11 protein-coding genes and 1 tRNA gene are annotated in these 12021 nt (G+C 73.2%); 8 read left to right on the forward strand and 4 right to left on the reverse strand.

Features of this window, described 5'->3' with window-relative positions:
- Both ABZ641_RS14795 and ABZ641_RS14800 read right to left on the reverse strand, forming a co-directional pair.
- Positions 1-719 (reverse strand): lysophospholipid acyltransferase family protein (locus ABZ641_RS14795; RefSeq protein WP_359981961.1); only part of this gene is annotated, 719 nt, incomplete at its 3' end.
- Positions 720-760: 41 nt separating this feature from the next.
- Positions 761-1579, reverse strand: coding sequence for a GNAT family N-acyltransferase (locus tag ABZ641_RS14800; protein WP_359981963.1), 819 nt, complete (start codon positions 1577-1579; stop codon positions 761-763).
- A 471-nt stretch (positions 1580-2050) separates the two neighbouring features.
- Between ABZ641_RS14800 and ABZ641_RS14805 the strand changes: the two genes are divergently transcribed.
- The 3 genes from ABZ641_RS14805 to ABZ641_RS14815 all read left to right on the forward strand — a co-directional run bounded on the left by ABZ641_RS14805 (position 2051) and on the right by ABZ641_RS14815 (position 5341).
- Entirely contained in the window at positions 2051-3277 is a 1227-nt protein-coding gene (locus tag ABZ641_RS14805; RefSeq protein WP_359981965.1) for a GAF domain-containing protein, read from the forward strand.
- 142 nt (positions 3278-3419) lie between these two features.
- On the forward strand, positions 3420-4937 hold the full coding sequence (adh, locus tag ABZ641_RS14810) for an aldehyde dehydrogenase (protein ID WP_359981967.1): 1518 nt from the start codon (positions 3420-3422) through the stop codon (positions 4935-4937).
- A complete protein-coding gene (locus ABZ641_RS14815; RefSeq protein WP_344621802.1) occupies positions 4937-5341 on the forward strand; it encodes a DUF779 domain-containing protein in 405 nt (134 codons plus the stop codon). Before adh ends, ABZ641_RS14815 begins: the two co-directional genes overlap by 1 nt.
- A gap of 19 nt (positions 5342-5360) precedes the next feature.
- Here ABZ641_RS14815 and ABZ641_RS14820 read toward each other — a convergent pair whose 3' ends face one another.
- Positions 5361-6347: an aldo/keto reductase gene (locus tag ABZ641_RS14820; RefSeq protein WP_359981970.1), complete on the reverse strand. Its 987-nt coding sequence runs from the start codon at positions 6345-6347 to the stop codon at positions 5361-5363.
- 196 nt (positions 6348-6543) lie between these two features.
- On the opposite strand from ABZ641_RS14820, the gene yidD reads away from it, so the two are divergent.
- The 3 genes from yidD to ABZ641_RS14835 all read left to right on the forward strand — a co-directional run bounded on the left by yidD (position 6544) and on the right by ABZ641_RS14835 (position 9366).
- Positions 6544-7080 carry a membrane protein insertion efficiency factor YidD gene (gene yidD, locus ABZ641_RS14825; protein WP_359981973.1) on the forward strand — a complete coding sequence of 179 codons (537 nt, stop codon included), beginning with the start codon at positions 6544-6546 and terminating at the stop codon, positions 7078-7080.
- A 26-nt stretch (positions 7081-7106) separates the two neighbouring features.
- A complete protein-coding gene (locus ABZ641_RS14830; RefSeq protein WP_344621805.1) occupies positions 7107-7463 on the forward strand; it encodes an MmcQ/YjbR family DNA-binding protein in 357 nt (118 codons plus the stop codon).
- A 214-nt stretch (positions 7464-7677) separates the two neighbouring features.
- Positions 7678-9366 (forward strand): hypothetical protein, encoded by a 1689-nt coding sequence (locus tag ABZ641_RS14835; RefSeq protein ID WP_344621806.1) that lies wholly within the window; start codon positions 7678-7680, stop codon positions 9364-9366.
- Positions 9367-9690: 324 nt separating this feature from the next.
- Here ABZ641_RS14835 and ABZ641_RS14840 read toward each other — a convergent pair.
- A tRNA-Leu gene (locus tag ABZ641_RS14840) sits at positions 9691-9778 on the reverse strand.
- 242 nt (positions 9779-10020) lie between these two features.
- Here ABZ641_RS14840 and ABZ641_RS14845 point away from each other — a divergent pair.
- Together ABZ641_RS14845 and ABZ641_RS14850 are read left to right on the forward strand one after the other, a co-directional pair.
- Positions 10021-11358, forward strand: coding sequence for a M20/M25/M40 family metallo-hydrolase (locus ABZ641_RS14845; protein WP_344621561.1), 1338 nt, complete (start codon positions 10021-10023; stop codon positions 11356-11358).
- Between the two features lie 272 nt (positions 11359-11630).
- Entirely contained in the window at positions 11631-11870 is a 240-nt protein-coding gene (locus ABZ641_RS14850) for a chaplin (RefSeq protein ID WP_344621562.1), read from the forward strand.
- Positions 11871-12021: the final 151 nt, after the last annotated feature.

Raw genomic sequence — 12021 nt, forward strand, 5'->3', positions numbered from 1 at the left:
GCCGCGGCCAGCTCGCGGCGGCCCGCCGCACCCGCCGGGACCGGCGCACGGAACTCGACCTCCGCCACCAGCCCGCGGGCGGCGATCACCCGGCGCAGCGAGGCGAGTAGCCCGTCCTCGCCGACGAACGCCGCGACGGTCGCCGTCCGCCCGTCCGCGAGTCGGTAGTGCAGCGCCATCGGCTGGACGGTCGCGCCGGCCCGCACGACCGCCTCGAACAGCGCCGGCCGGAACCGTCCGCCGCGCCGCCCGCACCAGGTGCTGCCCTCGGGGAAGACCGCCACCCGCTCGCCGCGGCGCAGCGCCGCCGCGATCCCGTCCACGGTGGCCGGCAGCGCGCGCAGCCGGTCCCGGTCCAGGAACAGGGTGCCCGCCCAGGCCGCCAGCGGGCCGAGCAGAGGCCAGGCCCGTACCTCCGTCTTCGCCAGCATCCGCGCCGGCCGGACGGCCGCCACCAGCAGGATGTCCAGCCACGACACGTGGTTGGCCACCACCAGCACACCGCCGTCCGTCCGCAGGGCCCGGCCCGCCCGCAGCTCCACGCCGAACGCGGCGAGCAGCAGCCGTGCCCAGCGCTGCACCAGCCTCTCGCGCAGCGCCGGCCCGCAGCAGCCGCGGACCACCGGTGCCAGCGCCACCCCGGCCAGCAGCAGACCCGTGCAGGACGCGGCGCGCAGCAGCTGCCGCCCCGGGCCGACCGCCGGGTCGGGGGCGGCCACGCAGTCCTCCGGCGTGCAGGGCGCCGTCGGCAGCCAGGCGCTCACAAGGCGGGCCCGGCGGACAGGAAGTGCCGCAGGTAGCGCGGGTCGGTCCGCTCCAGCGACAGCAGCACGTACAGGTCGGCGACGCCGAAGTCCGGGTCGTGCGCGGGCTCCCCGCACACCCAGGCGCCCAGCCGCAGGTAGCCGCGGAGCAGCGGCGGGATCGCGGCGCGGGCCGGCCGGGCGACGCCCTCGTGGTCCCAGGGGCGCAGCGGCGACACCCGGTACTCCTCCGGGGCGAGGTGCTTGGCGAGGACGGCGTCCCGGACGCCCGCGGCCTCCGTGCCGCCGTCCGCCAGCGGAACGGAGCAGCAGCCCGCCACCCAGGTGTTGCCGGTCGTCGTCAGGTAGCGGGCGATGCCGCCCCACATCAGGTTGATGACGGCTCCGCTGCCCCGGTGGTCCGGGTGGATGCAGGACCGGCCGACCTCCACCAGGCCGTCCCGCAGCCCGGCCAGCCGGGACAGGTCGAACTCGGTGTCGGAGTACAGCCGGCCGGCCCGGCGCGCCGCCTCCGGGCGCAGCAGCCGGTAGGTGCCGACCACCTCGTTGGTGCCGTTCTCGCGGACCAGCAGGTGGTCGCAGTGGTCGTCGAAGGCGTCGACGTCCAGGCCGGGCAGCGGGCTGTCCAGGACGGCGCCCATCTCCTCGGCGAACACCCGGTGGCGCAGCCGCTGCGCGGCCCGCACGTCGCCCTCGTCCTGGGCCAGCGCGACGCTGTAGCCGACGGGCACGGGGGCCTGCGGGGTCCGGGCGGCGGCCTGGGGAGCGGCGGCCCGGTCGGGGACGGACGGTGTGAGGACGGGGGCGGTGGTCATCTCGGCTCTCCCTGCTCGTGGACGGGACTGGACGCACTGCGCTCCGGACCGGCCCTTGTCCCGTCACGCTCATGACGGGCGGGTCACCCGTATGTCTCCCGTGGCAGGTCGGCATCGAGGTGGCCGCCCGACAGAGCGCAGATGTGGACCGGCTGAACGCCTGGCGCGCCCTCGCACCGCCCGCCGCCGGGGCCCCGGGAGCCCGTCCCGACCCGTCCGCCCTCGGGCCGGCCCGTCCACCCGACCCGTCCCCTCGGGCCGCACCCCCGCTCGCACGGGTGCACCACACCGGACGGGTCGGTCCCACCGGAACGGGTCGGCCCCGCCGGCCCGGGGCATCCCGACTTCGCGGTGCGGCGTGCTGGCCGCACCCGCCGGGGGTCGGCCACACTGGCCCGATCGGGACGGGCGGCCCCGCGGGCGGGGCCGGCCGTGCCCGCCGTCGACGACGAGGTCGAAGGGGTCGATGCTGTGCGTGGAGATCTTCGCCGGCGCAGGGCCGCGCTGGAGGACGAGTGGTCCCGCTGGGTGCCCCACCGGGCGGCCCGGCCGCAGCACGCCGCGGACGGCACCGGGGTGCGCCCCGAGGTCGCGGACTCCTGGCTCCGCTCGCTGACCACCGTCGACCCCGCCCGCACCGCCGCCCCGCCCTCCGACCCCGGCGCGCACGGCCCCGACTGGGCGCACTCCCCGCTCCGCGCCCCGGTCGACGCCGTCGCCGACGAACTCCGGGCCATCGCCGACGACGCGGGCTTCATCGCCGCCGTCACCGACGAGGCCGGCACCATCCTGTGGACCTGCGGCGGCCCGGTCATGCAGCGCAAGGCGGAACGGGTCAACTTCGCGCCCGGCGCGCGCTGGGACGAGCAGGCGATGGGCACCAACGCCCTGTCGCTCGCCCTGAGCACCGGCCGCGCCGCCACCGTCTTCTCCGCCGAGCACCTGGTCTCCGTCCTGCACGGCTGGGTCTGCTACTGCGCGCCGATCCGCCGCCCGGACGGCAGCATCGCCGGCACCCTCGACCTCTCCACCACCTGGGACCGCTCGCACCCGCTCGCGCTGTCCACCGTCCGCACCCTCGCCGCCGCCGTCGGTGCCGCCCTGCCCGCGACCCCCGGCACCACCGCCCGCCCCGAGGGACTGCGCCTCACCTGCCTCGGCCGTGAACAGGCCACCCGCGACGGCGTCCCGCTGCACCTGCCGCCGCGCCGCCTGGAGATCCTCACCCTGCTCGCCCTGGAGGCCGACGGATTCACCGCCGAACGGCTGCGCACCGCCGTCTACGGCGACCGGCCGGTCACCGCCACCACCGTCAAGGCCGAGATCTCCCACCTGCGCCGCGACCTCGGCGGCGCCGTCTCCGCCCGCCGCTACCGGCTCACCGCGCCCGTGCAGTGCGACGCGGCCGAGGTGCGCCGCGCCCTCGCCGCGGGCGACACCGCCACCGCCGTGCGGCTGTACACCGGCCCGCTGCTGCCGCACTCCGACGCACCCGCCGTCGTCGAGCACCGCACCTACCTGGAGGTCGCCGTCCGCGCCGCCGTCCTCGCCGCGGCCGACCCCGCGCCCGCCCTGCGGTACGGCGAACTCGCCCGGTACGACGCCGAGGTGCACGAACACGCGCTGCGGCTGCTCGCCCCCGGCGACGGGCGGCGTGCGGTGGCGCTCAGCCGGCTGCACGCCGCCCTGCGCGACTGACGACCGTTCCGGGGGCCGCCGGGCGGTGCCAACCTTTCACCAACCCGAAGGGGTGAGAGTGGCCACCGTCCACGGCGGCCGCCCCTGGGACGACGGCCGTCGGACGCCACCCGTACGCGTCTTCCGACGAGGAGAGCCGCCCATGGTCTACGCCCGGCCCGGAACCGAAGGCAGCATCGTCAGCTTCGCCCCCCGCTACGACAACTTCATCGGCGGCAAGTGGGTCGCCCCGGTGGAGGGCCGCTACTTCGACAACCCCTCGCCGATCACCGGGCAGACGTTCTGCCAGGTCGCCCGCTCCTCGGCGGCCGACGTCGAACTCGCCCTGGACGCCGCGCACAACGCCGCCGAGGCCTGGGGCCGCACCTCCGTCACCGAACGCGCCAACATCCTCAACCGGATCGCCGACCGGATCGAGCAGAACCTCGAGAAGCTCGCCGTCGCCGAGAGCTGGGAGAACGGCAAGCCCGTCCGGGAGACGCTCGCCGCCGACCTCCCGCTCGCCGTCGACCACTTCCGCTACTTCGCGGGCGTGGTGCGTGCCCAGGAGGGCGGCATCGCCGAGATCGACGCCGACACCGTGGCGTACCACTTCCACGAGCCGCTCGGCGTGGTCGGCCAGATCATCCCGTGGAACTTCCCGATCCTGATGGCCACCTGGAAGCTCGCCCCGGCGCTCGCGGCCGGCAACTGCGTCGTCCTCAAGCCGGCCGAGCAGACCCCGGTCTCCATCCTGCTGGTCGTCGAGCTGATCGCCGACCTGCTGCCGCCCGGCGTCCTCAACGTGGTCAACGGCTTCGGAGTGGAGGCCGGCAAGCCGCTCGCCTCCAGCCCCCGGGTCGCCAAGGTCGCCTTCACCGGCGAGACCACCACCGGCCGCCTGATCATGCAGTACGCCAGCGAGAACATCATCCCGGTCACCCTCGAACTCGGCGGCAAGAGCCCGAACATCTTCCTGCCGGACGTCATGGCCGCCGACGACGAGTACCTGGACAAGGCCGTCGAGGGCTTCGTGATGTTCGCCCTCAACCAGGGCGAGGTGTGCACCTGCCCGTCCCGCGCGCTCGTCCACGCCTCCATCTACGACGAGTTCATCGCCCGCTGCATCGCCCGCACCGAGGCGATCACCGCCGGCGACCCGCTCGACCCCGCGACCATGATCGGCGCCCAGGCCAGCAACGACCAGTACGAGAAGATCCTGTCCTACCTGGACATCGGCCGGCAGGAGGGCGCCGAGGTGCTCACCGGCGGCGGCGCCCGCACCGTCCCCGGCCTGGAGGGCGGTTACTACATCGAGCCGACGATCTTCCGAGGCCGCAACGACATGCGGATCTTCCAGGAGGAGATCTTCGGCCCGGTGGTCTCCGTCGCCACCTACGACACCGTCGAGGAGGCCCTGCACATCGCCAACGACACCCTCTACGGCCTCGGCGCCGGCGTCTGGACCCGCGACGGCAACACCGCCTACCGCCTCGGCCGGGCCATCAAGGCGGGCCGGGTGTGGACCAACTGCTACCACGCCTACCCGGCGCACGCGGCCTTCGGCGGCTACAAGAAGTCCGGCATCGGCCGCGAGACCCACAAGATGATGCTCGACCACTACCAGCAGACCAAGAACCTGCTGGTCAGCTACTCCGGCCGGAAGCTCGGCTTCTTCTGATGAAGCCGGCTCCCGCCAGGATCGAACTCACGGGCGCAGCCGAGGAGTTGCTGCGGACACTGGTGGTCGTGCACGGGCCGGTGATGTTCCACCAGTCCGGCGGCTGCTGCGACGGCAGCGCACCGATGTGCTACCCCCGCGGCGAGTTCCGGGTCGGCGCCTCGGACCTGCTGCTCGGCCGCGTAGCCGAGGACACCCCGTTCTGGATCAGCGCCGACCAGTACGCGTACTGGCGGCACACCCACCTCACCGTGGACGTCGTCCCCGGCCGCGGCAGCGGATTCTCCCTGGAGGCACCCGAAGGCGTCCGCTTCCTGCTCCGCTCCCGCCTCTTCACCGAGACCGAGGCCGAACTCCTCGCCGCCCAGGGGCCACCCCCGACCGGCGCCGAGCACCAGCCCTAAGCGTTCGTTCGACGGCGGATCAGTGCGCGGCATCCAGCCGTGCCCGCTGGTCCGCCGTCAGCTCCAACCCCACGGCCGCCAGGCTCTCGTCCAGCTGCGCCACCGAGGACGCCCCCACCAGCGGGATCACCGGCACCTCGCCGCCGATCAGCCAGGCCAGCACCACCTGGTTCGCCGTCGCGCCGGTCTCCGCCGCGACCTCCCGCAGCACCGCCAGCCGCTTCGCCGTCCCCGCGTGGTCGAAACCCTCGCCCAGCGGCTTGTCCGACCGCACGTAACTCCCGCCCAACAGCGGCGAGTACGCCACCATGGCCAGTCCCGGCTCCGACCGCAGGTAGCTCAGCACCTCGCCGCCCGCCACCCCGACCGAACCGTCCGCGGACCGCAGTGACGGCAGATCGGTGCGGTGCCGCAGATAACTGTGGTGGTACTGCAGCACCTCCCACCCCGGCAGCCCGGCCGCGGCCGCCAGCGCCCGGCCGCGCTCCACCCGCCACACCCAGTGGTTGCTCACCCCGAGCAGACCGACCGAGCCCTGTGCCGCCAGCGACCCGAACGCCTCGACCGTCTCGGCGAGTTCGGTCCGCGGGTCCTCGATGTGCGCGTACAGCAGGTCGATCCGGTCCGTGCCGAGCCGCTCCATGCTGCGCTCCGCCGACTCCCTGACCGTCTTCGCCGACAGGCCCTCGACGTCCAGGGTGAATCCCCGCGACGGCGCGAGCGGCCGGGCCCCGAGCTTGGTGGCGATCACCACCTCGTCACCGATCCCGCGGCTGCGCCGCCACCGGCCGAGCAGTGCCTCGCTCTCGCCGCCCTGCGAACCCTCCACCCAGAACGCGTAGTTGTTCGAGGTGTCGACGAAGGTGCCGCCCGCCTCGACGAACCGGTCCAGCAGCGCGAACGAGGTCCGCTCGTCCACCGCCGTGCCGAACAGCATCGCGCCCAGGCTCAGCACGCTCACCTCGCGGCGGGTCGACGGGTCGGTGCCGATCGTGCGGTACTCCATCGCTGCTCCTCGGTTCTCGCCTGCCCCTTGCGGGAACGAACGGTTCGGAGTCTGGTGGTTGGAGTGCACGCGAAGTCAAGGCCGGCAGGCGGACGGTGGAGGGAACCCACAGGTGCGCTACCGTCGTCCGACCCACCGGGCCGGCCGCCACCGCGGCGGCCCGACCCGCACCCGGACGGAAGGCAGGCCCGCAGCCGTGTCCCAGCACCACCCGCACCACGTGCAGCAGCAGAGCGGCCCGCCGCCGCGCCCCGGCCGGGCCTGGTGGTGGCTGCCCGAGCACGAGCGCCGCCGCCGCCGGGAGCAGCGCCGCGCCCGCGAGGAGTGGAAGCGCCGCAACAAGCGGACGAAGGGCGACAACGACTGCTGCGACGCCTGCGACTGCCTCGGCGAGATCGCCGACCCCTGCATGATCGCCCTAATCCCGATCATGTTCGCCTCGGTGCTCAAGGCCGCCGTCGGCCGCGGCCACGGCCGGAGTGCCGCCGACCCGGCCGCCCCCGTCCCCGCAGGGCCGCTCGCCGCCGGCCTCTACGACGCCGTCCGCTTCTACCGCAGCCGGATCAGCCCCACCCGGGCGGCGTGCTGCCCCTACACCCCGTCCTGCTCCACCTACGCCGTCCAGGCCCTGCACCGGCACGGGGCAGTGCGCGGCAGCCGCCTCACCGCCGGCCGCCTCCTGCGCTGCCGCCCGGGCACGCACGGCGGCCACGACCCCGTTCCCGGGCGCTGAGCCCCGCGGACCGGCAGGCTGGTCGGATGGTCACCGTCGACGACGTGCGCCGCCTGGCGCTCTCGCTGCCCCGGACGGAAGAGGCGCTCGTCCGCGACCGGGTCAAGTTCCGGGTCGGGAGGATCGTCTACCTCGCCTTCAACCGCGACGAGTCCGTCCTCGGCTTCGCCTTCCCCAAGGAGGAACGGGCCGCCCTGATCGCCTCCGCCCCGGACACCTTCCTGCCGCCCGACCCGCCCGACGAACGCTTCAACTGGGTCCAGGTCAGAACGGCGGCCATCGACACCGAAGAGATGCGTGAACTCGTCCTGGACGCCTGGCGCATGGTCGTCCCCCGCCGCGTCGCCGACGAACACCTCGGCGGGGGCGGCGCCGGTCGGTGACGTGGGCGCCCGGGCATCAAGGCCGTCGTCAGTGTGCGGCACAACCGAGCGCACCATCCCGACCAGCCCTTGGAGCGGCATGCCCGACATCGGCGCGGTGTCCGCTCGCCATCGGTGTCCAGCCTGTCACGGCCGTGACCACCGGCTGAGCCCACTCCGCGGAAAACCGAAGCCGCGACGCCGCGGTGGCCCTTCCTCCGCTTGAATGAAGGCCATGACGAGCGCCAGCGCATTCACCGAGGACGACCTGCGATCGCTGGCCGGACCGCGCTCCTTCGAACGCGGTCTGGGCTATCAGGACGCTGTCGAAGAGTTCGAGGTGTCGGGAGGCCGGTTCACGGCCACCGTCTACGGGAGCGATGCCTACGAGGTCGTCCTCAGGCTCGACGGGGAGCACGGTTTGTCAGGGGAGTGTGACTGCCCGTACGGCCTGGACGGCAACTTCTGCAAGCACTGCGTGGCGGTCGGTCTGGTCGTGCTGGGGCTCGGGGCGGAGCTGCCCCGCCTGCGCGCGGACTCCGAGAGCCTGGTCGGGAGCCTTGAATCCTGGCTGGAATCGCGTTCCCAGGAGGAGCTGCTGGCCCTGGTGCGTGAACTGATCGATGAGGACCGGGGCCTGCGTCGCCGTCTGGAGTTGCGTGCCGCGACGGTTCAGGCCGATCCCGTCCGGATCCGCGAGCGGATCGTGGGCCTTCTCGCCACCGGGCGCTTCAGCCGGTACGGGTACATCGAATACGCCGATGTCCAGGCCTACGCGAAGCAGGCCGGCGAGGCGGTAGCCGCGATCAGCGCGCTGATCGCGGCCGGCCAGGCGGCCCGGGCGGTCGACCTGGCGCGGGAGGCGATCCGCCTGCTCGGGCGGGTGTACGACGACATGGACGACTCGGACGGCGCCGTCGGCAGCGTCGCCGACGATCTCGGCGAGGTGCACCTTCGGGCGTGCCTGGCGGCATCGCCCGATCCGGTACGGACCGCCGAGTGGCTGGTACAGCACCTGCTGGGCGATCAGGGTCACCTGCCCGAGGTCGAGCTGGACGACTACCGGGAACTCCTCGGCCGGACAGGGCTCGTACGAGTCCGGCAGCTCGCGGAAGAGGCGTGGCGGCGCAATCCGTCCGGCTGGGCCGAGAAGCACCTGATGGAACATCTGATCAAGACGGAGGGGGACCTCGATGCGCTGATCGCCATGCGCTCTGCCGACCTGGCCCCCTCGGGCTGGACACACCTGCTGATCGCCCGGGAACTCGATGCGGCAGGCCGCGAGGCCGAGGCGCTGCAGTGGGCCGAGCGGGGCATCCGCGACACCGCGGGACGATCGCATGTCGACGACCGGCTCCTGGACTACCTCACCGGCCGCTACGCCTCGACGGGGCGCTTGGCCGAAGCGGCGGCGCTGCGCCACGAACGGTTCCGGGCCTCGCGCTCACTGGATGCGTACCGGAAGCTGCGGGAGGCGTCCAGCGCCGCCGGTACCTGGGACGGTGATCGCGCCGCCGCGCTGGACCTGCTGCGCGCGGACGCCGGCCAGCGCCCGGACGGCGGCTGGCACCGGAACGGCGGGTCCGTACTGATCGACGTTCTGATCGACGACGGAGACCTGGACGCCGCGTGGGAGGCCGCGCCGGGCCGGGCCGGTACCCGGCAGTGGCTGACCCTGGCCGACCATGTGCGGGACACCCGCCCGGCCGACGCTTTGATGGTGTACCTGCGCGCCATCGAGCCGCTCAGGCAGATCACCGGGGACGCCAACTACCAGGAGATCGCGAGACTGCTCCTCAAGGCCCGTGCCTGCCACCGGGTGCTGGGCACGGAACCGGCCTTCGCGGACTATCTCACAGCCCTGCGTGCCGACCAGAAGCGCAAGCGCAACCTCCTGAAGGTCCTCGATCGGCACGGCCTGTGACACCCCGGCGGTACCGTTCCGCGTGGCGCCCGAGGGCGGACCACGACTTCTGGTTGCGGTCCGTCGATTCCCTGTGCCTGATGGGGCGGGGTGTCATCCGCGGATCAGCACCTGATCGGGAACGGCGGTGAGAAGCGGCGGCTCGCGGTCGCCCGCGTAGCCGAAGTGCAGGTCGTGCCGTGCGTGGGTGGCGAGGACGTAATAGGTCATCCGCAGGGCCGCGGACGACGACGGTGTCGAATCAGATGTCGGTGTCCTGCCATGTCCGATGGCGGCGGAAACAAAAAATCCCCGCGGAGCTCCTTGAGCTCCGCGGGGATCCGCTGGTGTCCGAGGGGGGACTTGAACCCCCACGCCCGATAAAGGGCACTAGCACCTCAAGCTAGCGCGTCTGCCATTCCGCCACCCGGACCGGGTGTCGTCTCCGCGGCTGCGCGCCGCGTTGACGTGCTCAACTGTAGCAAAGATCGGCTTGCGGTCCCAAAACCGCCCCCGCGGGGTGCCGGCGGGCTTCGATCCGCGGGCGGATGGCCTTGGGGTGCGACGGATGCTGGGGGAGGATGGCGGGACGGTGCCCGCGGTGCCCCGGCGTGGGGCCGGGCGGCGCCGAGGTGCGCAGGGCGGGCCGGAGACGACCGGAGACGAGGAGTGGCCGTGAGTGAGCCGAGTGCGGAGCGGGCTGGAGCGCCGAGGGTGACGGCCGAGTCGGAGGTCGCCGACATCTGCCGCGACCTGATTCGGATCGACACCAGCAACTACGGGGACGGCTCCGGGCCGGGCGAGCGCAAGGCGGCCGAGTACGTCGCCGAGATGCTGGCCGAGTTCGGCGTCGAGCCGAAGATCTACGAGTCGGCCAAGGGGCGGGCCTCCACCGTCGTGCGGATCGAGGGCGAGGACCGCTCGCGGCCCGGCCTGCTGATCCACGGCCACACCGACGTGGTGCCGGCCAACGCCGCGGACTGGACGTACGACCCCTTCTCCGGCGAGATCGCCGACGGCTGCGTCTGGGGCCGCGGTGCCGTCGACATGAAGGACATGGACGCGATGACGCTCGCCGTCGTCCGCGACCGGCTGCGCACCGGCCGCAAGCCCCCGCGCGACCTGGTGCTGGCCTTCGTCGCCGACGAGGAGGCGGGCGGCACCTACGGCGCCCGGTACCTGGTCGACAAGCACCCCGAGCTGTTCGAGGGCGTCACCGAGGGCATCGGCGAGGTCGGCGGCTTCTCCTTCACCGTCAACGACCAGGTGCGGCTCTACCTGGTGGAGACGGCGGAGAAGGGCATGCACTGGATGCGCCTGACCGTCGAGGGCCGGGCCGGGCACGGCTCGATGGAGAACGACGACAACGCCATCACCGAGCTGTGCGAGGCGGTCGCCCGGCTCGGCCGCCACCAGTTCCCGCTGCGGATCACCAAGACCGTCCGCGCCTTCCTGGACGAGCTCTCCGACGCCCTGGGCGTGAAGCTCGACCCGGAGAACATGGACGAGACGCTGCGGGTGCTCGGCGGCATCGCCAAGATGATCGGCACCACCCTGCGCAACACCGCCCAGCCGACCATGCTCGGCGCCGGCTACAAGGTGAACGTCATCCCCGGCCAGGCCACCGCCCACGTGGACGGGCGCTTCCTGCCCGGCTACGAGGAGGAGTTCCTGGCCGAGCTGGACTCGGTGCTCGGCCCCCGGGTCAAGCGCGAGACCCTGCACTCGGACAAGGCGATCGAGACCGGCTTCGACGGCGCCCTGGTCGAGGCCATGCAGTCGGCGCTGCGGGCCGAGGACCCGATCGCGCGGGCCGTCCCCTACTGCCTGTCCGGCGGCACCGACGCCAAGTCCTTCCAGGACCTCGGCATCCGCTGCTTCGGCTTCGCCCCGCTGCAGCTCCCGCCGGACCTCGACTTCGCCGGCATGTTCCACGGCGTGGACGAGCGGGTGCCGGTGGACGGCCTGAAGTTCGGCGTCCGGGTGCTGGACCGCTTCCTCGACGCCTGCTGAACCGCTCCGCAACGGCTCCGGCCGACCGCGAACGGCCCGCCCCGGGAATTCTCCGGGGCGGGCCGTTCGCATGGTACGAGGGAATGATTTGGGACGCCCTCGACCGGCTCTGAAGAAACGATTCCTCGCGCTTTCCCATGGTCGGTAGTCCGTTCGGATCATCACCGTTGCGGGTGAATGGGGAAACTCCTCCGCACCCCGTTCGCAGCAGCCTCGTTCACCCCTGTGTGCAGCCCGGGGGAACGGGCCGCAGGTATCGACCAGGAGGACTCATGAAGGTCAACAAGAAGATCGCCGCCGTTGCCGCCGCCGCCGGTGGCCTGGTGCTGGCCGGCGCGGGTGTCGCCGCGGCGGACGCGGGCGCCCAGGGCGTCGCGGCCGGCTCCCCGGGCGTGCTGTCGGGCAACCTGATCCAGGTGCCGGTGCACGTCCCGGTCAACGTCTGCGGCAACACGGTCAGCGTGATCGGCCTGCTCAACCCGGCGTTCGGCAACAGCTGCGCCAACGTCTGAGCGGGTCCGGGCGCCGAGCCCGGTCTTCCGGCACGTGCCCCCGGCCGCGGGATCCCCGCGGCCGGGGGGGCGGGCCGGGGAGGGTAGGGGCCCCCTCTGAACTCAGGCACCACAAGTCTTTTCGGGGGTGGCGGGTTGTGGTGGGTTTGGG

Source organism: Kitasatospora sp. NPDC007106 (genome assembly GCF_040634455.1).
GTDB lineage: Bacteria > Actinomycetota > Actinomycetes > Streptomycetales > Streptomycetaceae > Kitasatospora > Kitasatospora arboriphila.